The organism is Pectobacterium sp. HCp5_1, from assembly GCF_032905925.1.
In the GTDB taxonomy this organism is placed as follows: Bacteria; Pseudomonadota; Gammaproteobacteria; order Enterobacterales; family Enterobacteriaceae; genus Pectobacterium; species Pectobacterium brasiliense_A.
The window spans coordinates 59,968-85,558 of sequence record NZ_JAUMIO010000009.1 but is presented as its reverse complement, the minus strand read 5'-3'; the positions used below and the strand labels follow the sequence as shown (position 1 = coordinate 85,558).

The following is a 25,591-nucleotide window of genomic DNA, read 5'->3' as shown; positions in this document are numbered from 1 at the left end:
TCTCATTCCACTGTCAGCTTATCTGGCTATTTCTATGCGTTTGACTTCATATTTATTGTAGCTACAATAAATAAATGAAAATCATATTCGACCCGATTAAGAATCAGAGTAATAAGCAAAAACACGGTGTGTACTTGGCCGATGCTAAATATCTTGATTGGGACCGAATGGTTGCCGCGTCTGACTCTCTTGGTAACTACAGCGAAGACCGTTACATCGGTATCACTTACGGCCTTGCTTATCTCAACAACCGAATTTATGTCGTAGTATTTACTTACAGCGATGGAGACGACGAAGAAATTTACCGCATTATCAGTTTGCGGAAAGCCACTAAAGCGGAGGTGGAAAAATATGCCAAAACTTAAGCAGGGTACTATCCTCCCTACCGACGAGGAAGACCGTAAAATTCAGGAAGCCATTGCGCAAGATCCTGATACACGCTCGCTTGAAGGTGAGAACGTGCAGCTTATGCCTTTCAGCAAATTGAAAGCCATGCGCAAAAAGGGACGCCCCGTTAAACCGGCTCCAAAAATACAAGTGAGTATTCGATATTCACCGGAAGTTATCGCAGCATTCAAAGCTACTGGTCGTGGTTGGCAAACCCGCATGGATGCAGCGATGTCGGATTGGCTTAAAAACCATTCCCCAAACGACATTAAAATTTGATGCGAGCTCTACACACTCCCACATAGAGCCAGCCTTTTAAGCTAACCCTGATGAGATGATCCCCCTATGAGTAGCATGCTAACAGGGGGAATAATCATGGCTAACGTGATTGCCCGTCACCAGAGAATAGGAAACGCTACTTCGCCGCAGGGATTTGCTGCGTAATGCAGTGAATATTTCCCCCGCCCAGCAGGATTTCTCGCGCAGGCACGCCGCTAATCAGGTAGCCAGGGAACATCTGTTGCAGCAGATCGCGTGCAACGTCATCCGTCTTCTCATCCAGCAGTGGGAAAATGATCTGCTGATTGCTGATCAGGAAATTCACGTAAGACCCCGCCAGACGCGAGCCGGCAAGACGTTCAACCGCATCGCCGCTGTCCACGCCCTGCGCTTCCTCTTTGGTCGCATACAGCGGGCCAGGTGCAGGCAGCTTCCAGATTTTCAGCTCACGCCCTTGCGCATCCTGCGCATCCGACAGCACCTCATAGGCCGCGACGGAGCGTGCATACTGCGGATCGTTTTCATCATCCGTCCAGTGCAGTGCCACTTCACCGGGACGCACAAAGCAGCACATGTTATCGATATGCCCGTCGGTTTCGTCGTTGTACACGCCCTCTTCCAGCCAGATAATCGTCGAGATGCTGAGATAATCACGCATCAGCTGTTCGATTTCTGCCTTACTCAGGTGCGGGTTGCGGTTCGGGTTGAGCAAGCATTCCGTCGTGGTCAGCAGCGTGCCTTCACCATCGACATGGATCGAGCCACCTTCCAGAATCAGCGGCGCGGCATAACGTGCAGCCTGATGATAGTCCAGCACCTGTGCCGCGACTTTCTCATCCTGACGCCAGTCTTCGTACAGACCGCCCAGTTCGCCACCCCAGGCGTTGAACTGCCAGTCGATACCCCGACGCTCACCGGCCGAATTCAGCACGATGGTTGGACCGGTGTCGCGCATCCAGGCGTCATCGCTTTCCATTTCCACCAGCGTGATGTTCACCGGCATCACTTTTTGCGCATCCGCCATGTAGCGTGCGGGTACGCCCATGATCACCGGCGTGTTCTGGGCGATGGCTTCCGCCACGCGCGCGAACGTTTTCTGCGCCGGAACGCCCTGTTCGCGCCAGTTGTCGGTCCGATACGGCCAAATCATCCACACGGCATCATGCGGTGCCCATTCGGCGGGCATCGCAAAACCATCCTGATGCGGCGTGGTGAGATGGGGAGTAACTAGCTGTGACATCACTTATCTCCGGGTCTTGCCGTCAGAGGTGGCAATCGTGCCATACATTTCCGGGCGACGGTCACGGAACAGCCCCCATGACGCACGCTGTGCAGCAATGGCTTCTAAATCAAATTCATGCACCAGAATCGCTTCATCTGTCTTGTTGGCCTGAGCCAGCAGCGCACCCGTTTGGTCGGCAATAAAGGACGAACCGTAGAACGTCATTTCCAGACCGTCAATGTATTTGCTGGCTTCGGTACCAATACGGTTGGATGCGATCACCGGCACGAGATTCGCGGCGGCGTGCCCTTGCTGAACACGAGTCCAGTGCGGCTGGCTGTCGATGTACGGGTAAGCCGGTTCAGAACCAATCGCAGTCGGATAGAAAATCAGCTCTGCGCCCTGCAACGCCAGGCTGCGGGCGGTTTCCGGGAACCACTGATCCCAGCAAATGCCCACGCCGATTTTTGCGTAGCGCGTCTGCCAGACTTTAAAGCCGGTGTCGCCCGGAATGAAGAATTGCTTCTCCTGATACGCCGGGCCGTTCGGAATGTGCGTTTTGCGGTAAACGTCCAGCACGGCGCCGTCCGCGTCAATCATCACCAGCGAGTTGTAATAGGCGTTATTGGCACGCTCGAAGAAGCTCAACGGCAGCACCACGTTCAGCTCCGCCGCCAGTGCGGAAAAATGCTTAATCAGCGGGCTGGTTTCCAGCTCCTGCGCCAGCGCATAGTGCTCCGGGCTTTGATCGATACAGAAATACGGTGCGGCAAACAGTTCCTGAATCAGGATAACCTGCGCGCCTTTTGCATGCGCTTGTCGCACCAGTTTTTCAGCGTTTTCGATATTCTTGGGCAGATCCCAGGAACACGCCATTTGTGTTGCGGCAACGGTAACTTTTTTCATGCGAAAACCTCAATAATAACGATATATACCCGCCCTTTCTTACCGGCAAGTATCGGCAATAAGTGTTTCTCTCGGTCACGATTATGCATCGGCACTAACCGGCGCGGCCTTAACGAGTGTAGGACAACACGCCTACGCATGCCCAATAGGAATATCCTGTTAAGGTATTGACCGAAAATGACATGCGCATTATGCCAGTTAATGACGAGACTTCACTATGCTGAAAATGAATGATCTCGCGTGACGAGCAGAAAAGAAAAACCGCCTTTTTCACGGCGGTTTCTATCGATGATTAAGATTGAGAGAAAGCGGTAGGCAACAGCATCAGGCTTCAATAGTATCCGCCTGATGTAGCGCCTGACTGACCACTTGTCGCTGTTCCAATAGTATTGGGCTGGTGCGGTCACGAGGATAGGGCAATGTCACGGGCAAAATTGCGCTAATCCGGCCAGGTCGGGGCGACATCACCACTACTCTGTCAGCCAGAAAAACCGCCTCCTCCACATCGTGCGTCACCAGCAGAATCGTCAAATCTGTTTGCTGGCGAATCTCCGCCAGACGTTCCTGCAACTGCTGTTTGGTGAGCGCATCCAGCGCACCAAAAGGTTCATCCAACAAGAGAATACGCGGCGTCGACACCAGCCCACGAGCAATTGCCACACGCTGCGCCATTCCTCCTGATAGCTGATGCGGCCATGCGTCGGCAAAGCCTTCCAACCCCATCATCTGGAGATAGTGTGCAATACGGTGCGTCACTTCCGCAGGAGAAAGATCGAGGTTGAGCATACCGAGGCGAATATTGTCCGTCACGGTTAGCCACGGAAACAGGCGCGGTTCCTGAAACACCAGACTGACATCATCGGGAATACCGCGCACAGGCCGTTCGCCAATCAGAATGCGTCCACGTTCTGTGGTATCAATCCCGGCCGCCAAACGCAGCAGCGTCGATTTACCACAGCCGCTGGCACCGATGACCGCAACCAGTTCGCCAGCCTGCAGCGACAGATCGATGTCCTGTAACACCGTCAGCGACGCGCCGTTGACGGTAAAATGTTTAGTAATGTGCTGAAAATGCAGGGACATAGATTCTCCGTTAACGGTCACGCAAAGCGCCAGCGGGTCAGCCGCCGTTCAGATAAGGTAATCAATCGGGAAAACAACGCGGCCACCGCAGCAATCAGCACCACGCCCGCCATGATGCGATCGGATTCAAGCAATTGCTGTGCGCGAATCATCATGCCGCCCAATCCCTCTCCCGACGGCATGAAATACTCTGCGCCAATCGCGCCCGTCCACGCATGCATCAGCGCCAGCCGCAGGCCGGAAAACAGCGGCGGCAATACGCTGGGCAATATCAACGTGCGAAGCGTCTGCACTGGCGTCAGACGTAGAACCTGCGTCACTTCCAATAGCGCGGGCGGAAGTTGGGCTATCCCCTGACGGGTTGCCAGCATCACAGGAAAGAACGCCGCGACGGCGATAAACACGATTTTGGCGCTCTCCCCTAAACCAAACCAGGCGGTGATCAGCGGCAGCCAGGCAAATAGCGCCACGCAGCGCAGCGCGGACAGCGCCGGATTAAACAGCCTGTCGGCGATACGCCAACCGCCGAGTAACGCGCCGACCAGCACGCCGATCGCACTACCCAGCACAAAGCCCTGCAGCGCACGCAACAGGCTGGCATGGAGATCGGCCGACAGCCCGCCCTGAACCAGTCCTGTCCACAGCGCGTCGATCACGCTGCTCGGTGCAGGAAGAAAGGCCACGTTCACCCACTCGTGCACGCTGCTCACCTGCCACAGCACAACCAGTACCAGTGGCGCTAACCAGGGCGTCAGCGACAGGCTCGGCAGCGCATAACCCAAGCTATCGCGACCCAGCACTGGCGCAGGCCAGTGAATCCAGCGACGCTCCAGCTTCAGCAGCACGCGCTCCCCGGCAAACCCCAGTACACCAATAATCAGAATGCAGACGAACACCAAATCCAGCATAAATAGCTGGCGACTTTGTACCAGCAGATAGCCCAGCCCTTCGCTGGATGCGAGTAGCTCGACCGCGATCAAGGCGACCCATCCGGTAGAAAACGCCAGCCGAATGCCCGTCATCACATACGGCAGCATCGCAGGCAGAATCAGGTAACGCAGGAAGGCGGCGGGCGGTAAACGCAGGCTACGCGCCATTTCATGCAGTTTTTGTGGCGTCTGTTGGATACCCGCGCAGGTATAAAGCGTCACTGGCACCGTTACCGATTTCACCAGCACTACCAGTTTCAGCGCTTCACCGATACCCAGCGACAGCATCAAAAGCGGAATCCAGGCCAGCGTCGGGATCTGCGCGATGACGGTGAAGAGCGGCATAAACAGCGCATTCAACTGGCGATTTAGACCAAACAGGCTGCCGAGCACCAGACCCAGCGCGATCCCGCCGCTAAAGCCAATCACCAGCCGGATCAGGCTGATAGGCAACTGATGAATCAACTCTTCGGGGATAAAAGCTCGGGCGCTATCGATAACCGCCAGCGGCGAAGGCAGGATCTGTTCAGACATCCATCCGTGACGGCTGGCCAGCCACCAGCCAGCAAGGACCAGCAGTGGAACGACTAATGAAATGACCAACGCGGAATATCCCGCCGACAGCGTGGCGGTCAGCGAAACGTCAGGGGCGGAGCGTATCCGCGACGGGTATTTGGGCATCATGATCGTCGGTATCCGGCTACGTTATTTCTGCGTTAGCAGGGATAGACGCGTAATCCCAGCCTGCTCGACATCGGCCAGCAGCGCGGCGACAGCACCGTAATTCGCCTCTTTGTCCGCCTGCACCTGCACCACCAAGTCCGCATTACCCGCTTTAGCCTGTTGCAGACGCGGCACCAGCTGTTCGCGTGCCAGACTTTCTTTATTGATGAAGACGCGCTGCTCGCCATCAATGCTAATCACCACCGGATCGGCACGATCGGCCGGTGCCACCGCCGACGTTTTCGGCAGCTGAATCGGAATAGCATTCGTCAACATCGGCGCGGTAACAATAAACACCACCAACAGCACCAGCATGACGTCCACGAGCGGCGTGATATTCATTTCACTCATGACGTCTTCATCATTACGCGAGGTAAACGCCATATCAGACCACCTCTCTCAGGTTCTTCACGGAGAAAGCAGCGGCCGATGGTTCAGCGCTGGTATGAAACGTGCTGACATGAAAATCGTGTGCCTGCATCACGCTGTAAACATCATGGGCGAAGTCATCCATGTCTGCGACAGCCAGCTTGAGGCGACGTAAAAAGTAGTTGTAGATCAGTACCGCAGGAACCGCGACGGCAATCCCGATTCCGGTCGCAATCAGCGCGTTGCCAATCGGCCCCGCAACGGTATCCAGACTGGCAGAACCAGAAAGCCCTATCTCCTGCAACGCCGCCATAATCCCCCAGACGGTACCAAACAGGCCGATAAACGGCGACGTGCTGCCGATACTAGCCAGAACCGCCAGCCCGCTTTCCAGCGAACGGCGTTCACGCTGGATCTGCTGTTGCAGCGCGCGCTCAACCCGATCGGGCAGATGCATATTCAGAGCAAGTTGCCCACTGATCCGCTCCGGCGCTTTAACGGCGGCCAGCGCCAGATTGGCGAGGGAACCGGGCTGTTTTGCGCTGGTTTCTGGCGTCTGGCTGACGTCATCCTGCTGCCAGAAGGCGGCACGAAAGCGTCGATCGCGCCGCTGCGCCCGCCCATATTGGACGAATTTCAGTAGCCCCAGTCCCCAGGTGACGAGAGAAAACAACAGCAGCAACAGAATCACTGCGCCTTCCGCAGAAAAGAGTTCAATGTGTCCGAGCGTCATAACCAATACCTCATGAATTTAGCGAAAAATCGACGGGAACAACCACCCAGCCGCTAACCGGTTGACTGCCACGGCGCGCCGGAACGAAAGACCAGCGCCGCACCGTATCTCTGGCGGCGTCATCCAGCGAGGGATAGCCGCTTGATTGATGGATACGAATGGTTTGCACCTTGCCGTCGGCACGCACCTGCACGTTCAACAGCACGGTGCCTTCATAACCACGGCTAATCGCCACGTCGGGATAAGACGGTGCGGGATTGTGCAGGTAGTCAGCATTCGCGAGCGGTGGCGTCAACGGCGCATCAACGGGCTGTGCGACCGCCTTTTGCGCCACCAGAGCAGGTGTTATCGGGGCTGCTGCCGATGCGGCTTCCGCCTGAGGTTTCGGCGTCGGTACGGGCGGATTCTTTTTCACCGCGACCTTTTTCGGCGCGGGTTCCGGCTTTTTCTCAGGCTCTTTTTTCTCGGGTTCCTTTTTTTCAGGTTTCGGCGGCAACAGCGCGTTGTCATCCACCGGCTTGTCCACGGGCGGCGGAGCGAGTTCTGGCGGTGGCGTTACGACGTCAGGCTCAATAGGTTCAGGTTCGACAGGTTGGGGTTGCGGCACTGGTTCGGCAACCGCAGCAACCAGCTCGACGCTGACAGGCTGTGGCCGGGCCGGTACCGTAACGGGCGGTGTCGATGCGCTGTTGAATAACGCCAGTACCGCCGCGTGCAATAGCAACGTCGCGACCACCGCCAGCCAGCGTTCCGATCGGGACGAAACCGTCGTATTCAACGTCGGCAAGCGCGGCTGCACGACGCCGCTCACCCGGCTGGCGTGCGGAGTCGGCTCCGGTGAATAAGACCGGGAGCCTGACGCTGCTCCCGCATAGAGTAATTCCGTCATGGTATGTGCTCCTGACCGTGTTTATTTATACCCGTCATACTTCACATTGCAGGCGTCATGGATAGATGACCTGAAATAGCGTTGGAATAATCGATTCTTCTCGAGTGCTTAATAAAGTCAACGTATGTATCTGTATATCGATATTTATTTAATTGGAAAGATAATGGCATTCATCGTCTAACGACAAACTAAAGGTAATAAGTCCCGATAGGCTAATGCATAGTTGGAATAGTTTTTTTTCGTTCGCTGCATAGTGATGAAATAAGCGATGAATGCTGATTTAGCTATTTACTAAAAATAATAATGCTTTTTTTGTATTAGTCAGTTTATTGCCAAGCCTTTAAATGTGGTTCTGCAACAAGATGACGCCGTGCTAAACCGGCGCAATAACAACATTGATATTCGCACACTCACATTCAAACACCTCATCACTGGCGGGCAAGAAATGACAACATCAGGACGAAAATGGTTAGTGACCGGCTTATTGGCAATGGGTATGGCCTGGTCAGGCATCGCATCGGCGATTACTGAAATTCGTATTGCCGCACCAGACATTGGCGCAGGCACAAAACCCAGCGGCGGCGGCCTGCTTGACGTCATTCACAGCCAGAAGCTGCTGGAGCGCGAGTTTGGTAAAGACGGGATCAGCGTCCGTTGGACATTCATCAAAGGCGCAGGCCCCGTCATCAACGAAGCGTTTGGCAACCATCAGGTTGACGTGGCCTATCTGGGCGATTTAGCCAGCATTATCGGTCGCTCTCGCGGTCTGGATACGCGCGTGATCGCCGTAGCATCACGCGGCATCAACCATTATCTGGCGGTAGCGAAAGGCTCCGGTATTGAGAAAATCCCCGACTTGAAAGGAAAACGTATTGGTATCTTTCGTGGAACAGCGGGCGAGCTGTCCTTCGTTAGCGCGCTCGATTCACAGGGCCTGAAGCCTTCTGATGTGAAGCTGATCAATCTCGATTTCGCAGCAGCCAGCGCGGCGTTAGCCGCTGGGCAGATTGACGCTACCTGGGGCGGCAGCAATACGCTTTCGCTGCGGGATAAAGGGCTGGCGGACATTCCACTGTCGAGCCGTGACCTGAATGGCGCAGGCCAGCTCAGCGGCTTTCTGCTGGTGGATGAGAAATTTGCCAAAGGTAACGAGGATATTCTGCGCCGCTTGGTCAAAGTCCAACGAGAAGCGGCAAACTGGGCCAGCGATGAGAAAAATAAAGATGAGTTTATTCGACTCTTAGCTATCCAATCAGGGTATCCGGAAAATATATTACGCGTCGAATGGGATACATTGCCGCCATTAACCGAGCGTCTTTCACCCGAATTGGATCCAGCCTTTGTGGAAAAATTAAAACGCGCCGTCACATTGGCCTATGAATCACGCCTTATTCGGCTGCCTTTTGATGTCGATAAATGGCTGGATGATTCTTATCTAAAAGCAACTCAGTAATTTATCCCCCCCAAAAATTATAACCCACGTATTGCCGTGACATTCACGGCAATCGGCAGCCTATTGACGACATTCGGACGAAGCTATGTATTTAAAAAAACACCAGCAGTATTTAAAAGAACACCAGCGAAAAATAACATCGGGCCTTTTAATGAGCTGCGTCTTAACGCTTCCCGCGATGGTGCGAGCAGCCGATCCGCAAATCACAACGGATAACCCATCACAACAGATCACACCCGGCACCGAGGCAGCAACCGCCGCCCCCGTTCAACTAAAGCGTGTGAAAGTGAATGCTCAGCGTACGCCTGTTCAACCACCGACCACGCTGGCATCGGTGATCGATGGCAAAACGCTCGAAGAAGAACGGATCTACCGCTTTGAAGAACTGTCGCAACTGGTAACAGGGCTGGATGTCGATACCGTCGATGTGATGGACACCACCGTGACCATTCGTGGGATTGGTGACGGCGGCGAGAGCGGGACGAATATCGGTATGCCGGGCAGCGTGGGCCTGTTTGTCGATGGTGTTTACTTGTCACGCCCCGGCGTCATCTCTAATGATTTGCTGGATATCGACAGCACCCGCGTGTTGAAAGGCCCGCAGGGCGCGGCCTATGGCTTCAATACCACCGGTGGCGCAATTGATATTCGCACCCGCAAGCCGACCTTCACGCCTGAATATTCACTGGAGCAATCGTTCGGGCAGCGCGGCTATCTGCAATCCAAACTGATGGCGTCCGGGCCACTCAGCGACCACTGGGCGGGACGCATCAACCTGTCGCGCACGGAGCGTGGTGGAAACGTCACGAATATCGAAAACGGCCATAAGCTGGGGGGCAGCACCAATAACGGCGTGCGCGGTCAGTTGCTGTATCAGCCGAATGACAGCTTTAGCCTCAGAATCACCGGTGACTACAGCGATTCCACGCAGCGTCCGGTCTCGGTACTGGTCAGTGCAACTGACGATTTCCGCACCCGCGCGCAACAAACTGGCCTCAAGGTCGTCGGCGGTCGTCAGGTCGCGATGGATGACGAGAATATTATTCGTGTTGCGCAAGGCGGTGGCTCGGTAGAGGCCAACTGGAAGCTGAAGAGCGGCTATAGCCTCAACTCTCTGTCATCACTGCGCTATTTCCGCGTGCTGCCCAGCACGGCGGATAACTGGAATATCCCGCTCTATCGCGACAGCGGCGCTGACGTACGCGATCGCGTCTGGTCGCAAAGTTTTTGGCTCGACTCGCCCAAAGGCAATACCTTCGATTATTCAGTGGGCGTCGATTACTGGGGTGAGAACCTCGATACCGAGGCAAACAGTCGCTACTACAACGACAATCGCGTGCGGACGTGGGTCGGAAATGGCTATCAGGGCATTAACGTTCAGCGCTTTGGCACGCTGGATGACACCGTCTATTCCGTCTATGGTCGCGGGACCTGGCATGCCGCCGATAAACTCGATGTCATTGTCGGTCTGCGTCAAACCTATGAAAAGAAAGAGGGAACATTCCAGCGTAAAAATCGCGCCACCTTTGACTCCGGTCCGCTCTCGCAAACTAACCATCTACCCTCTGGCTCCATCAGCCTGAACTGGTTCGCGGCACCGAATGTCACGCCTTACGTCACGTTAGGCTACGGGGAAAAATCCGGCGGCCTGAACGTGTCCTCCGGTGCCGCAAGGCAACTGGGGATTGATTCGCTGTACGTCGATCCAGAAAAAACCCGTTCAGCGGAGCTGGGGGTTAAAACCCACTGGCTACAGCGCAAAGTGGAATGGAATACCGCGCTGTTCTGGAGCGTCGTCGAAGATTTCCAGAACAATGCCTATGACGAGGAAACGGATACCAGCTATCTGATTAACGCCGGGAAGTTCCGCTCGCGCGGCGGCGAAACGCAGTTAACGCTGCGCCCCGTTGACGGCCTGAGCATCAGTCTGGCCGGTACTGTTCTGGATGCCAGCTACCTGAATTTCCCTAACGCCCGCTGCCCGTCAGAAATCTCCGCCGTGTCGTGCGATATGTCTGGGAAGCGCGTCTTTAAATCCCCAACGCTGAGCTACAACACGCGCGTGCGTTATCAATGGGATACGCCAAATAACCTACAAGCCTCGGTTTCCGGTCAATGGTCATGGCGGAGCTGGGCCTACGGCACACTCGACGACTCCGAATCCAACCGCATTCCTTCGTACGGCGTCCTCAACCTGTCTAGCGGGCTGAGCGGCAAGCAAAGTGACAACCGCTGGAACGTGTCGCTGTGGGTGAAAAACGCGCTGGATAAAAACTACTACCGCTCCGTCAGAGGCTCCAGCGCCACAACGGGCGTGATTGGTGAACCGCGCATGGTCGGGATCTCCGTCGGCTACGATTTCAAGGGCTAACGTCATGGACAAGATGGCTTACTCGCGCCGACGCTTCCTGCGCGACAGCACGCTGCTGGCGTTGTCGGCACCGTTCTGGAGATCTGCGCACGCCGCCGCGCCGCTTGCCTCTACCTACGCTGGTGAAGTGGTGCCGCAGGTCGGCCTGCACTGGCTGGACGGACAGCCGCCTCGCGCGTTCACCGGCGTGACCTGGGGCGTCCCCTGGCCGCAGGGGGCGGTGCACAACGACAGTGGTTTCCAACTGCATGATGCACAGCAGCGAGCTTATGACCTGCAAAGCTGGCCACTGGCTCGCTGGCCGGACGGATCGATTAAATGGTCTGCACATGCGCTGGGCGGTGACACCCCGCCGGAAGACGGACTAACGTTGCGGCCGACAGCCCAAGCAGAGAAGCCATCGGGTTCCGGGATGGTCAGCGAACATGACCACGGCTGGACGGTGGATACCGGACACATTCGCTGCGTGATTCCACGTTCTGGCCCCCGTCTGATCGAAGAGATCTGGCGGGATAATCGTCTGGCGTTAACCAACGGCAGGCTGGTGCTGCGCATGCAGCGAGGGACGGAAACAGATAGCACACTGACGCAGGATGCCTATCAGGGCGTGATCGAGACGGTCACGGTGGAGCAAAATGGGCCGCAGCGGACGGTGATTGCGCTACGCGGTACACACCACGCGCAGCCGCAGGGGGCGACGCACATCCCCTTTATTATCCGGCTGTATAGCTATGCGAACACCGACTCACTGCGCGTCATACACACGCTGATCTATGACAACGACGACGACCACCTCAGCCTGAAAGGGCTTGGTCTGGCGTTCGACGTTCCGCTACAGGGAGAACTGCACGATCGCCACGTCCGTTTCGTTTCGGATCAGGGCGGGCTCTTTCGTGAGGCAGTACGCGGCCTGAGTGGACTACGTCGCGATCCCGGCGCAGCCGTTATCGCGGCACAGCTGGCGGGGCAAGCCACGCCGCCGATAGCGGATTTTTCACCGGATGTCGGGAAACGGCTGGATTACATCCCCGCATTTGGCAGTTACCGCCTGACGCAGCACCACCCTGACGGCTTCCAGATACACAAACGCACCGCAGCCGGACAGGGCTGGCTCCTTTCCGCCACGGGCGAACGGGCAGCGGGCGTCGGCTATCTGGGTACGCCGAAAGGCGGCGTGGCGTTCGGCCTGCGTCATTTCTGGCAGAGCTACCCAGCCTGTCTGGAAATCGAAAATGCCCACACCGACACCGCGACCGTCACGCTCTGGCTATGGTCACCGTGGGCGGAACCGATGGATATGCGCTTTTATCACGACGGGCTGGGTCAGGATACCCATGACAAACAGCGCGAGGGGCTGGCAATTACCTACGAAGATTACGAACCGGGCTTCGGTTCGGCGGTCGGCGTGGCACGCACCAGCGAACTGTTTATCGATGTGCTGCCCGCAACGCCAGACGCGGAAAATCTGGTGAATCGGGCGCGTCGTATGCAGCAACCGCCGCTGCTGGTGGCAGATGCACAGGATCTGCATCGCGCGCAGGCATTTGGCCCACTGTGGGCACCCGCCATTTCCTCTTCTGCCACCACGTCGGCCCGAATTCGGCTGGAGAAACAGCTGGACGCGTATTTCGACGCCTATCAGCAGGAAGTCGAACAGCGCAAGTGGTATGGCTTCTGGGATTTCGGCGACGTGATGCACACCTATGACAGCGACCGTCACGTCTGGCGCTACGACGTGGGCGGCTACGCGTGGGATAACTCGGAACTCAGCACCGATCTGTGGCTCTGGTATTACTTCCTGCACAGCGGGCGCGCCGAGGCGTTTCGCATGGCGGAAGCCATGACGCGCCACACGGGCGAGGTTGACGTACACCATCTGGGACGCTTCAGTCCGCTGGGGTCGCGGCACAATGTCCGCCACTGGGGCGACAGCGCCAAGCAATTGCGTATTTCTACCGTCGCCAACCGCCGCTTTCTCTACTATCTCACCGCCGATGAGCGCATCGGTGAACTGATGGACGAACAGGTCGAGGCGCTGCGCACACTTGGCACCGTGCTGCCCGGCCGCAAAATCGGACAGACGTATCCCGATAACCCAAACCATATCAGCCTAGGGTTCGGCACCGACTGGGGTGCCGTCGCTGCCGCGTGGCTCACCGCCTGGGAACGCCATGGCGATCCAACGATGCGTGAACGCTTGCTCAACAGCATGCAGACGCTAGCCAGCCAGCCGCACGGTTTTTTCACTGGCAGCGCCGCCATCGATCCCGATACCGGCCGCTTTCTTCCCGCGCCTGCGGATCAGGTAGAAATTTCACACCTCAGCGCGGTTTTCGGTCTGACGGAAATCTGTAGCGAACTGGTTGAGGCGTTGCCCGACCCCGCCTTTACACACGCATGGCTCGACTACTGCCGGCTGTATAACGACCCCGTCGCGTTAAGTGCGGCCGTGGGCAAGACGGTGAAAAAGCTCAATCTGGCTCAGGGACATGCCCGACTGACCGCCTTTGCCGCCCGACAGTTGAACGATCGCGCGCTGGCACAGCGCGCCTGGGCAGAGTTTACCGCTGGTAGCGGCGGCATCGCCCATCCAACGCTCGAACAGCGGCGCTTAACACCCCCTACGGTGCTCTATCCCATCAACGAGCCGCTAATTGACTCCACCATTGATAAACATTCTGGCAGCACCGCAGCCACCAATCTGGCGACCAACGCCGTCGCCCAGTGGGGATTAACGGCCATCGCCCTGCTGGCCTTGCTGGATGACATTCCCTCTTCTTAATGCCGCCCCCCGGCGGCACGTTACAGGACATCACCATGACTGACCCAGGCTGTACTGAAAACACGCTCCTCTTGTCGCCGCAGGCAGACGGCGCGCGTGAAATTATCGATTCACCACACCGTTCAACGTTTCTCTGGTCCACGGATCCCGCTGGCCAGTCGCTACGCTGGCAGGTGGAGCAGGAAGATCCTGATCGCACGGCGATCCAGACAACGCCAGAACGTCTGACGCTGGAAAGCGCCGCTGGGCTGACGATCTGGCTGGATGCCCCGCTCTCGGGCACCTATCGCATCGCCTTTACGCGAGAAGTTCTGGTCGCCGATCGCCCTTACGACCGCGTATCCGACCTGAACCAGTTCTGGGCCGCGCGCGACCTGCACCACCCGAACCTGTTTACCCGGTACGGCAAGCTCAACGAGTATGACAGCCTGAATCTGTACTATGTCGGGATGGGCGGTAACTGGAACAGCACCACGCGCTTTCGCTATTACGACGGTCACGGCGAGCGCCTGCTGCTCGGCGAGTACACCGATGCCGCGCATCTGCTGCGTCCTCATCATCGCTATCGCATCGTGATTGAAGTAGATCGGCGGGAAACCCGTTTTTGGGTCGACGATGTGCTCTATTTCTACGCCAGCTATCCGAATACGCCCGCTCCCGGCTATTTCAGCTTTCGGACGGTATTTTCGCGTCAGGAAATAAGCGAGTTCAGCATCACTCCGCTGTAAGCGCTACAGGTGTACCGTGCAGGCCGCTATCGACCTGCACGAAGGTTTCAATCAGCTTGCGCGCCAGCAGCGATAGGCGGGCATCCGCCAGATAAATAATGCCGTAGTGGGTATAAAATTCATCGGTGTTGTCGTCCAGACCGGCAATCTTCAACATGTGAATACCATGCCGATCGGGCTCGTTGAAATGATTGGTCGTCCCAATGGCATCCGAATGACGTACTACGTCCAGAAGACTGTAGCCATTCTCACACTCAATGCTGGTGCGAATATCCAGCTTACCGCTCAGCTGTACCAGCGCGCGGTGCAGGTTGGGCGGGCGGATCGTTGCCGCCAGCGGATAGGAAAAGAACTGCTCGACGGTAATCTCTTCCTGCGTCGCCAGCGGGTGTCCGCTACGGCAGCAAAATCCCCAGCGGTGCTGGCTCAGCGGCTGTACGCGATAGCGGGTATCGAATTCAAAGTTGCGCATATCCGCCACGATGAAATCCAGCTCTTCGGCCATCAGTCGATGGCCCAGCGCCTGCCAGTTATCGACGCGAAAAACCATCCGCACCTTTGGGTAATGTCGCGAGAAATCCCCGATCACCTGCGGCATTAGCCAGGCAGCGGGAGCCGGACCGCAGCCAAAATTCACTTCGCCCGCTTCGTTCTCATTGAACTGTTGAATGTCGTTAAACAGATCGTGCGTCTGATTAATCAGGCGACGCGCGTGTTCCAGCACCACCAATCCTTTCGGTGTCGGCTCCAACTGGTTCATGCGATCAATCAGGCGGGTGCCGATAGTCTGTTCCAGCGACTGGATGCTGCGGCTAAAAGCGGATTGGGAAAGCTTCATCGCCTGTGCCGCCGACGTAAAATTGCGATGCTCAATCAGGGCAATAAAGTGGCGCAGTTGGCGAAGATCGATATTCATAGCGGCAATCGGCGTGTCATCAAGACGGAAGGAATAGGCAGGCTAGCAGGTCTGTTGGTGCAGAAAAAATAATAAAACCGGTGTTTATATTCTCGTCGGTTATATACGTAGGAACTGGCGTGATGGGAAGGTAAAGATTTGGGGAAATACAGAGAATAGCGCCCCCGCCACTGGCGAGGGCATCCGCTTTCGTAGATCAGAACAGTTTTTTCGCTGTATCCAACCAGTCGCCTTTGAAAGGACGCTTCATGTTCTCAATGGCATCAACGATGTCGTGGTGCACCATTTTTTCATTCTGGATACCGACACAGCGGCCGCCGTAGCCCTGCTGTAACAGCTCAATAGAGTAGGCCCCCATGCGTGAAGCCAGAATACGGTCGTAGGCAACCGGTGAGCCGCCGCGTTGAATGTGACCCAGTACGGTCGCACGGGTTTCGCGTCCCGTTTCTTTCTCAATGTATTTCGCGAGTTCATCGACATCGCACACCAGTTCGGTGATCGCCACAATCGCGTGTTTCTTGCCTTTCTCGATGCCCGCTTTAATTTCACAGACCAGATCTTCCGGGCTGAACGGCACTTCTGGCAGAACGATGAACTCACAGCCGCCGGCAATCGCCGCCGCCAGCGTCAGGTCGCCGCAGTGGCGTCCCATGACTTCAACAATGGAAATACGCTGGTGTGAAGAGGAGGTATCACGCAGGCGGTCAATCGCTTCCAGCACGGTTTCCAGCGCGGTGAAGTAACCGATAGTGTAGTCCGTACCCGCGACGTCGTTATCGATCGTGCCGGGCAAGCCGATACAAGGGAAACCCATTTCGGTCAGACGCTTGGCACCCATATAGGAACCGTCACCACCGATGACGACCAGCGCATCCAGACCGCGTTTCTTCATGTTTTCTACGCAGACCTGGCGCACCGCTTCATCACGGAACTGCGGGAAACGCGCGGAACCCAGAAATGTACCGCCACGGTTAATCACATCCGATACGCTGTAGCGATCCAACTGCTCCATGCGATCTTCGTACAAGCCCTGATAACCATCATAAATGCCGTAAATTTCCAACCCTTCCGTTAGTGCAGCGCGAACCACACCACGAATTGCGGCATTCATACCTGGTGCATCGCCACCGCTCGTCAACACTCCGATTCTTCTAATCATGACAACCTCTGGACTTGTAGATGTAATTTTGCAGGATTCTTCTATCGTAAATTCACCGCCGCCGTGAAACAGGCAGCAACGCCTTATTCTTTTATTAGCATATTATAACAAACACCCGAAGCTGAATTGATTCAGGTCAGGCTAAATTGTGCATAAATTTTCATGGCGTATCACGTTTTTAACATAAAATGCTGAAACCTGGCCGACTACGCCGTCAATCTGCCACGCTGATTTTCCGGCACAGCAGAAACCGGATCCTGATGGATAATAATATCAGCACCTGGAAACTGTTCACGCAATGCCTGCTCTAGATCGTCTGCGATTTGATGCGCCTGAACCAGCGGCAGCGTGTCATCCATTTCCAGATGCAGTTGAATAAAGCGCGTTGGGCCAGAACGTCGGGTACGCAACGCATGTGCGCCGCGAATGCCCGGCCAGTTCACAATCATCTCAGCAATAGCGCGATGCTCGTCCTCCGGCAGCGCGCGATCCAACAGCGACTGCACGGCGTCATACCCCATGCGTAACGCGCTATATAAAATATAGCCGCCAATACCCAATGCAAACAGGGAGTCAGCGCGCGTAATGCCTTTCCAACTGAGCACCAACGCCACCAGAATCGTGCCGTTCATCAACAGGTCGGACTGATAATGCAGCATGTCCGCACGCACCGCCTGACTATGCGTGCGCTTCACCACCCAGCGCTGGAACGACACCAGCAGCAGCGTAGCCACCAGCGCAATGGACGTCACCCACATGCCCACTTCCGGCGCGTGCAGCGTCTGCGGTTCCAGCGAATGTTGCAGCCCTGTCAGGATCAGGAACAGCGCCGAGCCAGAGATAAACATGCTTTGCGCCAGTGCAGCCAGTGATTCCGCTTTGCCGTGGCCGAATGCGTGTTCGTTATCTGCCGGCTGCAACGAGTAGCGCACTACCAGCAGATTCACCAGCGACGCGGCGATATCCATCAACGAATCAACCAGTGATGCTAGCAGGCTCACCGAACCAGTATGCCACCAGGCAAATACTTTCATTACGAACAGCACCAGCGCCACGGCCGTTGCGCTTACGGCTGCCAGCGTCACCAAACGCGCATAGTGTGGACTCATCATACCCTCACGTAAAACGGATGCCCTTACAGAAAACGGAGACCTTGACGGAAAAAAGGGTCGCTTAGGTCATTACCCGTATTCAGTTTGCCAATGACGTTTTTAACACACGGGAATAGCGGACAAACGTAAAAATACAGCACACGGTTGCCAGTATCGCCATCGCCGCCCCCATGAAACCGATGTCGGGCAGGCCCAAATGGACAATCACCTGATTGCCAAGCAGCGCACCGCCGCCGATCCCAATGTTATAAATCCCTGAGTAGAGCGCCATCGCCACGTCGGTAGCATCCGATGCCAGCGTCAGCACTTTGACCTGCATTCCCAGACTCAGCGCCATAATAGCGATCCCCCAGACGACACACAGCGTCGACAGGCTCCAGCCGCTGAATGACAAAGGCAGCAGGAGTAGTAAACACACCGCCAGAAACGCGAACGAGACAATCAGGAAGCCTGCCGGATATTTGCTGCTGTAGCGGCTAAACAACATGCTGCCAATGATGCCAGCACCGCCAAAAATCAGCAGCAAGATGGTGGTGAAGTTTTCACTCAACAACGCCACTTTCTGGATAAAAGGCTCGATATAACTGTAGGCGGTAAAGTGCGCGGTTACGATCATCACGGTCAGGCCGTACACACACAGCAGTGCCGGACGTTTAAGCAGGAGAGGCAAACTCTTCAACGAACCGGAATTACTGCTCGGCAGCACAGGCAGCAGTTTCATCAGACCAACCATAATCCCCGCAGCGAGCAGGCCAATAAGGACAAATGTCACACGCCAGCCCAGATACTGCCCAACCACACGCCCCAGCGGTAACCCCAGCACCAGCGCCAACGCCGTGCCGGTCGCCAGCAAACTTAACGCCTGTGCTTTTTTGTCCGCGGGAGCCAGACGTACCACCAGAGATGCCGTAATCGACCAGAACACCGCGTGAGCCAGCGCCACGCCGATACGAGCGATCACCAGCACCCAATAGTTCCAGGCCAGACCGGACAACACATTGCTGACGGCGAACAGGATAAAGATTTTGATCAGCAGGCTGCGTCGCTCCATATCACTGGACATCAGCATGCAGGGCAGCGACATCAGCCCGACCACCCAGGCATAGATCGTAATGATCAACCCGACCTGCGCGGCGCTCATGGAAAAGCTGGCGGCGATGTCTGACAGGAGCGCAACGGGGGCAAATTCAGCGGTGTTAAAAATGAAGGCCGCCAGAGAAAGGCTGACGACGCGTAACCAGGCGGTCGAACGGGAAGAACGGGTCATGATATTGATATCAAAAGTTAAAATAAAAGAATGCGCCCCCTGTCGTGGCAGAGGCTAACGCGATGGAGCAATGGTACAGGGAAAGAATGACATCGCCGTGTAATCGGCGAGCGGCCAAGGGTATTTCAGCGTGCTTTTATGAGGATGTCAGCCAAAAGCCTGAAGACAGGTAAGGGAACATTCATGAGCATCATTTTTGGTGCTCACATTCTACGCTTTACCGCTCCCTTACGCTGTCTTTTTTCGTGCCGAATTTTAGGCAAAAAAAAGCCCTCCATCATGGAGGGCAAAAAGACAGGGATGGTGTCTATGGCAAGGAAAAACAGGGTGTGTACCTACTACACATTACTACTCGGACTGCACTACGCTTACTACAAGCTACTTACTACACTCGCACTACTACTCGGGATTCTCTGTCTCGGCATGGCTTGTCATACCTGGTGCCGGCGCAGCCATCTGGTTAAACAGGGATATCTGCTGCTGCATCTCTTTCATGCGTTGCTTATGCTTCAGCTCTAATATCTCTTTCTGCGCTGGCGTCAGCAGGTTATACATTTGGTTGCGCACTCGGGTCATCTGGATCTGACGCTCAAGCTGCACACTCATCATTCGGGTTATCTGCGCTCGCACCGCCGCTTCATCAAACGTTTCTGCCGTCACCAGCTTATGCATGGCTTTAACATCTTCGGCATTAAACGCCGGTTTGTCCTGACGACTCTGGTGCATCAAATCACGCATTTGCTGACGCTGTTGCTCAGTCAGCCTCACGCCATCGAACATACCTTGCTGGCCGGATGCGCCTTTTGTGACGGAATCATCGATATGCCAGCCGCTCGCCGGGGCGTCTCCACTTTCTGCTGCAAAGGCGGTAAAAGTGCCTAACATAAGCAGTGAAGCAAGAGATAAGGTTGCGAACTGTTGCATCAATAACTCTCCAGAGCGGTACGTCATTTTGTGAATCAATGAACAGGAGTCTACGCATCTTGCTGCAAACATGCGTCAGAGGATGTAAAACTACGTAAAGTCATGGAATAGCGCTAATCTATGTCGTATTTTGCCCTTGGAGGTAGAGAAAACATGAATAAAATTCTGCTGGTTGATGACGATAGAGAGCTGACCGCTTTACTGAAAGAATTGCTCGAAATGGAAGGTTTTAACGTCGTTGTCGCCTACGACGGCGAGCAGGCGTTACAGATATTAGATAACACCATTGACCTATTATTACTGGATGTGATGATGCCGAAGAAAAACGGTATCGATACATTAAAAGAACTACGACAGCAGCATCAAACACCGGTCATTATGCTGACCGCCCGCGGCAGCGAATTAGACCGCGTTCTTGGTCTGGAACTGGGTGCGGATGATTATCTGCCGAAGCCCTTTAACGACCGAGAGCTGGTGGCGCGAATTCGCGCGATTCTCCGCCGTTCCAACTGGACCGATCAACAGCAGGCGGGTGATAACAGCGCCCCGACGCTGGAAGTCGACGGCTTGCGTCTGAACCCCGGACGGCAGGAAGCCAGCTTTGACGATATCGTGCTGGATTTGACGGGCACCGAATTTACGCTGCTCTATCTGCTGGCACAGCGGCTGGGACAGGTGGTTTCACGCGAACATTTAAGCCAGGAAGTGCTTGGGAAACGGCTGACGCCGTTTGACCGCGCGATCGATATGCATATCTCGAACCTGCGACGTAAATTGCCAGAACGCAAGGACGGTCTGCCTTGGTTTAAAACGCTGCGTGGACGAGGCTATTTGATGGTATCGGCTGCATGATCAATAGTTTGACCGCTCGTATTTTTGCCATTTTTTGGTTAACGCTGGCGCTGGTACTCATGCTGGTTCTGATGGTGCCCAAGCTGGACTCGCGCCAGCTTACCGCCTTGCTGGAAAACGAGCAGCGGCAGGGCATCATGCTGGAACAGCACATTGAAGCAGACCTCGCCAACACGCCAGCCAACGATCTGCGCTGGTGGCTACGGCTGTTCTGGGTACTGGAGAAGTGGGCTCCGCCGGGACAGCGCCTTTTTCTGGTCACCAGTGAAGGCCGGATCTTCGGCGTAGAGAAGCATGAAACCCCGATTGTGCGTAATTTTATCGGGCTGTCGGATAACGCCGATCATCCGCAAAAGAAAAATTATGGCCGCATTGAGCTTCTCGGTCCTTTTGCGATCCGCGATGGTGATGACAACTACCAGCTTTATCTGATTCGCCCTGCCAGCAGTCCGCAGTCCGATTTCATTAGTCTGCTGTTTGACCGTCCTTTGCTGCTGCTGATCTTCACCATGTTGATCAGTTCACCGCTGCTACTTTGGCTTGCCTGGAGTCTGGCGAAACCCGCACGTAAGCTAAAACATGCTGCCGACGAAGTCGCCAAAGGCAACTTACGCCAGCACCCGGAGCTGGAATCCGGTCCGCAGGAGTTTCAGGCGACGGGTGTCAGCTTTAACCAGATGGTCAGCGCGCTGGAACGAATGGTTACCGCACAGCAACGCCTGCTGTCGGATATCTCCCATGAACTGCGTACGCCGCTGACACGCTTGCAACTGGCGACAGCGCTACTGCGTCGGCGTCAGGGTGAAGGCAATGAGCTGAACCGCATCGAGACAGAAACGCAGCGGCTCGACAGCATGATTAACGATCTGCTGGTGCTCTCACGCAATCAGCACAAGAACGAACTGACCCGTGAGTTCCTGCGTGCCGATGAACTGTGGGGCAATGTGCTAGACGATGCCGCCTTTGAAGCCGAGCAGATGGGGAAAACGCTGGAAGTACCCTATCCTCCGGGGCCGTGGACGCTCTTTGGCAACCCTGCCTCGCTCGACAGTGCGCTGGAAAATATCGTGCGCAACGCGCTCCGTTATTCCCACAACCACATCGAAGTGGCCTTCTCGGTGGATAATCAGGGCATCACCATCAAAGTGGATGACGATGGTCCCGGAGTGAGTCCAGAAGATCGCGAACAGATTTTCCGCCCCTTCTACCGTACGGATGAAGCGCGTGACCGCGAATCCGGCGGCAGCGGTTTAGGGCTCGCCATCGTGGAAACTGCCATTACGCAGCACAAAGGCTGGGTAAAAGCGGAAGACAGTCCACTGGGCGGCTTGCGTCTGATCATCTGGCTGCCGTTACATCAGCGGTAAATCAGGCAGGCACTTTCCCCACCACCGACATTCCCTTCTATAACACGCTCTCAGGTGCCCGACATGGGCACCTGTCACTTTCTGTTTATCTTCTCAAGGTTATACTGCATTGAGTTTTTTAGGCGATTGCGTAGAGTGATCGCCACTCATGCCGAAAACAGGCAAGACCCGTGTTGAATGAAGGATACAAACCATGAAAGGAGTAACGCTGCTGGCTGGCGTACTGACCGCGTTAATGAGCAGTCAGGCATTCAGTTCCAGCGATGGAGTGTGCGGCTTTTCCGACTCGGAATGTGGCATGTCTGCCCTGCCCTATTTGCAGCCGGGAAACGACACACGTGCTAATTTGATGCTGCTGCAAAGCCGTCTCCACAGCATGTCGCTTCCGTTACCCCATCCTTTACCCGATCAAACACGTTCACGTATCGACCCTTTTACCGCCTACCGGGTCATGGGGATTGCCGCCACGGAAGGGGCTCCGACTTCTGACTCAGAAGAGGATGTCACGGCAGATGCGCCCTACCTTTCAACGCTGAATAAAGCGAAGCAGCTTAACCTCCCTTTAGCCATTCAGGGCACGATCTCCACGTTTTCGCCTGACGATAACGAAGGACGCCATATTTCCAATGAGCTTTCCACGCTGGAAGCGTTTTTTGACGTCCTGTTGGCAGACAAACAGCTCACCGAAGAACAGCGCACGGTGCTGGCACATCAGCGGGTAAATCTCCTCAACCCGCTGTACACCAAAGAGGCGCTGAACGAAGGTCTTATAACCCTGCCGGACGAAGGACATGCCGGCGCTCTCATGCAATATCTGTTCGCGGCGCTGGCGTTCTATCAGGGTCATTTTGATGAGGCGGAAAGCGGCTTTCAGGCGCTAACGTCTTCACCACAGCCGTGGGTCGCGGAAACCTCGCGTTATATGTTGATTCGCGTAGCGATCAATAAAGCGATGGAAAACGCGCTTGATGAATACAACATGTTTGATGCCAGTAAAGCCGACAAAGCGGCTGCACAGCTGGCTGTTCAGCAGATTGGCGACTATCTGAAACAGTATCCAGACGGGCACTACATCGAGTCCGCTAACGGGCTATACCGCCGCGCTTACTGGATTATGGACGATGTGAATGCCTTAGCGACAACGTACCAACACGAGCTGGACAACACCACTGACGTCGAAGCACTCCTTGAATTGAGCGACGAGATCGACAACAAGCTGCTGGAAAATCGGCAGTTCACCAGCACACTGGGCAGCCCACCGTTGACGATGGTGCAAGATCTCAAGCGCTTGCGCTCAGATGAAGGCTGGCTGGCATTACCCGCCTTATCTGTTGACGAACTGACCGCGCAGAAGCCGCTGTTCGAGAAAGACAACATGCAGGAGGCGTTTAGCTACCTTCAGGCCGCGCAGCTGTTTTATGGTCAAAAAGATTACGCCGCCGTGGTTAACAGCGTTCCCGCGACACAGGCGAAGGATCTGACCGATACCGTACGTTTCAGCCTGCAAGTCTTACGCGGTCGGGCGCTGGTGCGTCTGGAGCGCTGGGATGAGGCGGAAGCGCACTGGCGTCAGCTGTTAACGCGCAATATGGGGTACACGCAAAATCAGTTCCTGCAACTGGCGCTGGCGGAAACGCTGGTCAAGGCCGGTCATCCGGAGCGGATCTTTGCCGTCGACAGCCCGGTAAAAAACCTGCGTTTCCGTTCCGCCGTGCTGAAAGTTAGCGCCAACGCCGATCTGCTGCGTCAGCAAACGGGCCCACAGCAAACCCATGAAGAGCGGGCTATCGCGCTGCATACGCTGTTAACCAAGTCGCTGACCCACGGTGATTACGCCAGCTATCTCAAAGATGTCCAGTTGAGGAAAGATATCGCGCCGCTGGTCAGCAGCGAAAATCAAAGCTGGAATCAGGAAGATTTGACGGCATTTGACTGGGACGGCAGCGATACCGAAGAAGACTACCAATGTCCGGCGCTGAATGACGTGGTCACGACGCTGAACCAACGCCCTAATGACGCCCGCTCGATTAACTGTCTCGGCGAATTTTTCCTGCGCACCAATAACAGCGTGGGCTTCGACTGGGGTGAAGGCAGCATGTTGAGCGGACTCACCAACGCGCCAACGCAGTTCGTCGGCACCGAATATAATCGTCTGGATGGTTATATGCGGGTGATTGCCGATCCGAAAGCGCCACCGGAAGACAAAACCTATGCCTTGTATCGCGCGGTCTACTGCTACGCACCGAGTGGCTATAACGACTGCGGCCCACAGGATATCAGCAAGGCAACCCGCAAAGCCTGGTTTACCCAACTAAAAACCAAGTACAAAGGCAGCGTGTGGGCAGACAAGCTCGATTATTACTGGTAACGCCGTTAATCATGTTGGCTGGCCTGCTCGCGTTCTGTACGCAGGCCGCTTCCGTTAACGTTGTACCTTCAGCCATCAACGCGGTGCCCGCCATCGTCGACGCGACACGCTATCAGGACTTCTGGCTATGGGCGGCGGTGCGGCCCCAGCCGATTCTGCATCAGGCGCAGACGCTATACCTGCATCAAGGCGAAGTGGCGCGCCGTCAGGGTAAAGTCGTGTTCCTGCGTCAGGGGATTCCGCCCAGCCAATTGCGCGTTAACCGCGTCTGGCTGGCTTTCCGCATGACTACGCTGGAGCTTTCCGATCGCCATCTGAACCGGATACTAAAGTTACGGGAAAAGTGGCGGCGTCAGGGCAATCAAGTGATTGGGATTCAGATCGATTTTGACGCGAAAAGTTATCAGTTAGCAGGCTATGTCGCTTTTCTGACGCAGCTGCGCGCGCGTTTACCCGAAGATTGTCAGCTCAGTATTACGGGGCTGCTCGACTGGTCGAAAACCGGTGATGTGTCGGCGTTGAACCGCTTACAGGGCAAGCTGGATGAAGTGGTGGTACAGACTTATCAGGGTCGCAGCACCATTACCAATTACGCCGAATACTTGCCCGCGCTGATGAAGCTGACTCTGCCTTTCCGGGTGGGACTGGTACAACACGGCAAGTGGGAACCGCAGTGGCAGCAGCGCCTTGCCACTTCACCGTATTATCGCGGGGAAGTGGTATTTCTGGTGAATCCGCCACTGAAAAAATCCGCCAACGGCAGGCTGTAACA

At 55.6% G+C, this 25,591-nt stretch carries 22 protein-coding genes; 10 read left to right on the top strand and 12 right to left on the bottom strand.

What is annotated here, in order from left to right; genetic code table 11:
- The first annotated feature begins 134 nt into the window (after nucleotides 1-134).
- Nucleotides 135-365 carry a BrnT family toxin gene (locus Q3A88_RS09145; RefSeq protein ID WP_072037288.1) on the top strand — a complete coding sequence of 77 codons (231 nt, stop codon included), beginning with the start codon at nucleotides 135-137 and terminating at the stop codon, nucleotides 363-365.
- Entirely contained in the window at nucleotides 352-666 is a 315-nt protein-coding gene (locus Q3A88_RS09140) for a BrnA antitoxin family protein (protein ID WP_317177775.1), read from the top strand. The genes Q3A88_RS09145 and Q3A88_RS09140 overlap by 14 nt, the downstream gene beginning before the upstream one ends.
- A 136-nt stretch (nucleotides 667-802) precedes the next feature.
- Here the strand turns inward: Q3A88_RS09140 and aguA are convergent, their stop codons facing one another.
- The 7 genes from aguA to Q3A88_RS09105 form a co-directional block, all read right to left on the bottom strand.
- Nucleotides 803-1,906: an agmatine deiminase gene (aguA, locus tag Q3A88_RS09135; RefSeq protein ID WP_317177774.1), complete on the bottom strand. Its 1,104-nt coding sequence runs from the start codon at nucleotides 1,904-1,906 to the stop codon at nucleotides 803-805.
- 3 nt (nucleotides 1,907-1,909) lie between these two features.
- Nucleotides 1,910-2,794: an N-carbamoylputrescine amidase gene (gene aguB, locus Q3A88_RS09130; protein WP_317177773.1), complete on the bottom strand. Its 885-nt coding sequence runs from the start codon at nucleotides 2,792-2,794 to the stop codon at nucleotides 1,910-1,912.
- A gap of 324 nt (nucleotides 2,795-3,118) precedes the next feature.
- On the bottom strand, nucleotides 3,119-3,877 hold the full coding sequence (locus Q3A88_RS09125) for an ABC transporter ATP-binding protein (protein WP_233990798.1): 759 nt from the start codon (nucleotides 3,875-3,877) through the stop codon (nucleotides 3,119-3,121).
- Between the two features lie 17 nt (nucleotides 3,878-3,894).
- On the bottom strand, nucleotides 3,895-5,490 hold the full coding sequence (locus tag Q3A88_RS09120) for an ABC transporter permease (RefSeq protein WP_233990796.1): 1,596 nt from the start codon (nucleotides 5,488-5,490) through the stop codon (nucleotides 3,895-3,897).
- A gap of 21 nt (nucleotides 5,491-5,511) precedes the next feature.
- Nucleotides 5,512-5,913: an ExbD/TolR family protein gene (locus tag Q3A88_RS09115; protein ID WP_010281556.1), complete on the bottom strand. Its 402-nt coding sequence runs from the start codon at nucleotides 5,911-5,913 to the stop codon at nucleotides 5,512-5,514.
- Nucleotide 5,914: 1 nt separating this feature from the next.
- A complete protein-coding gene (locus tag Q3A88_RS09110; protein ID WP_110163888.1) occupies nucleotides 5,915-6,631 on the bottom strand; it encodes a MotA/TolQ/ExbB proton channel family protein in 717 nt (238 codons plus the stop codon).
- A 10-nt stretch (nucleotides 6,632-6,641) separates the two neighbouring features.
- Nucleotides 6,642-7,520, bottom strand: coding sequence for an energy transducer TonB (locus tag Q3A88_RS09105; protein WP_317177772.1), 879 nt, complete (start codon nucleotides 7,518-7,520; stop codon nucleotides 6,642-6,644).
- Nucleotides 7,521-7,965: 445 nt separating this feature from the next.
- Here Q3A88_RS09105 and Q3A88_RS09100 point away from each other — a divergent pair, with 445 nt between their 5' ends.
- The 4 genes from Q3A88_RS09100 (at nucleotide 7,966) to Q3A88_RS09085 (ending at nucleotide 14,854) form a co-directional block, all read left to right on the top strand.
- The gene (locus Q3A88_RS09100) at nucleotides 7,966-8,973 is read left to right on the top strand and encodes an ABC transporter substrate-binding protein (RefSeq protein WP_233990807.1); all 1,008 of its coding nucleotides are present in this window, start codon (nucleotides 7,966-7,968) and stop codon (nucleotides 8,971-8,973) included.
- Between the two features lie 85 nt (nucleotides 8,974-9,058).
- Nucleotides 9,059-11,344, top strand: a complete 2,286-nt coding sequence (locus tag Q3A88_RS09095) for a TonB-dependent receptor (RefSeq protein WP_317177771.1) — start codon at nucleotides 9,059-9,061, stop codon at nucleotides 11,342-11,344.
- A gap of 4 nt (nucleotides 11,345-11,348) precedes the next feature.
- Nucleotides 11,349-14,126, top strand: coding sequence for a Tat pathway signal sequence domain protein (locus Q3A88_RS09090; RefSeq protein WP_317177770.1), 2,778 nt, complete (start codon nucleotides 11,349-11,351; stop codon nucleotides 14,124-14,126).
- Nucleotides 14,126-14,854: a DUF6250 domain-containing protein gene (locus Q3A88_RS09085; RefSeq protein WP_233990786.1), complete on the top strand. Its 729-nt coding sequence runs from the start codon at nucleotides 14,126-14,128 to the stop codon at nucleotides 14,852-14,854. The genes Q3A88_RS09090 and Q3A88_RS09085 overlap by 1 nt, the downstream gene beginning before the upstream one ends.
- On the opposite strand, the gene Q3A88_RS09080 is transcribed toward Q3A88_RS09085, so the two are convergent.
- The 5 genes from Q3A88_RS09080 to cpxP form a co-directional block, all read right to left on the bottom strand.
- On the bottom strand, nucleotides 14,841-15,770 hold the full coding sequence (locus Q3A88_RS09080) for a LysR family transcriptional regulator (protein WP_110163893.1): 930 nt from the start codon (nucleotides 15,768-15,770) through the stop codon (nucleotides 14,841-14,843). The genes Q3A88_RS09085 and Q3A88_RS09080 overlap by 14 nt on opposite strands.
- 196 nt (nucleotides 15,771-15,966) lie before the next feature.
- The gene (pfkA, locus tag Q3A88_RS09075; protein ID WP_180787161.1) at nucleotides 15,967-16,929 is read right to left on the bottom strand and encodes a 6-phosphofructokinase; all 963 of its coding nucleotides are present in this window, start codon (nucleotides 16,927-16,929) and stop codon (nucleotides 15,967-15,969) included.
- A gap of 206 nt (nucleotides 16,930-17,135) precedes the next feature.
- Complete coding sequence (fieF, locus tag Q3A88_RS09070) at nucleotides 17,136-18,038, bottom strand: CDF family cation-efflux transporter FieF (RefSeq protein WP_233990805.1); 903 nt, start codon at nucleotides 18,036-18,038, stop codon at nucleotides 17,136-17,138.
- A gap of 82 nt (nucleotides 18,039-18,120) precedes the next feature.
- On the bottom strand, nucleotides 18,121-19,308 hold the full coding sequence (locus tag Q3A88_RS09065; RefSeq protein ID WP_014917021.1) for a sugar transporter: 1,188 nt from the start codon (nucleotides 19,306-19,308) through the stop codon (nucleotides 18,121-18,123).
- Nucleotides 19,309-19,707: 399 nt separating this feature from the next.
- A complete protein-coding gene (gene cpxP / locus Q3A88_RS09060; protein WP_014917024.1) occupies nucleotides 19,708-20,232 on the bottom strand; it encodes a cell-envelope stress modulator CpxP in 525 nt (174 codons plus the stop codon).
- Nucleotides 20,233-20,385: 153 nt separating this feature from the next.
- Between cpxP and cpxR the strand changes: the two genes are divergently transcribed.
- From cpxR to Q3A88_RS09040, 4 genes are all read left to right on the top strand, one after another.
- A complete protein-coding gene (gene cpxR / locus Q3A88_RS09055; protein WP_010308725.1) occupies nucleotides 20,386-21,084 on the top strand; it encodes an envelope stress response regulator transcription factor CpxR in 699 nt (232 codons plus the stop codon).
- Nucleotides 21,081-22,451 carry an envelope stress sensor histidine kinase CpxA gene (gene cpxA, locus Q3A88_RS09050; protein ID WP_010281575.1) on the top strand — a complete coding sequence of 457 codons (1,371 nt, stop codon included), beginning with the start codon at nucleotides 21,081-21,083 and terminating at the stop codon, nucleotides 22,449-22,451. Before cpxR ends, cpxA begins: the two co-directional genes overlap by 4 nt.
- A 193-nt stretch (nucleotides 22,452-22,644) precedes the next feature.
- The gene (locus tag Q3A88_RS09045) at nucleotides 22,645-24,819 is read left to right on the top strand and encodes a hypothetical protein (RefSeq protein ID WP_317177769.1); all 2,175 of its coding nucleotides are present in this window, start codon (nucleotides 22,645-22,647) and stop codon (nucleotides 24,817-24,819) included.
- Nucleotides 24,789-25,589 carry a DUF3142 domain-containing protein gene (locus tag Q3A88_RS09040; protein ID WP_317177768.1) on the top strand — a complete coding sequence of 267 codons (801 nt, stop codon included), beginning with the start codon at nucleotides 24,789-24,791 and terminating at the stop codon, nucleotides 25,587-25,589. The genes Q3A88_RS09045 and Q3A88_RS09040 overlap by 31 nt, the downstream gene beginning before the upstream one ends.
- Nucleotides 25,590-25,591: the final 2 nt, after the last annotated feature.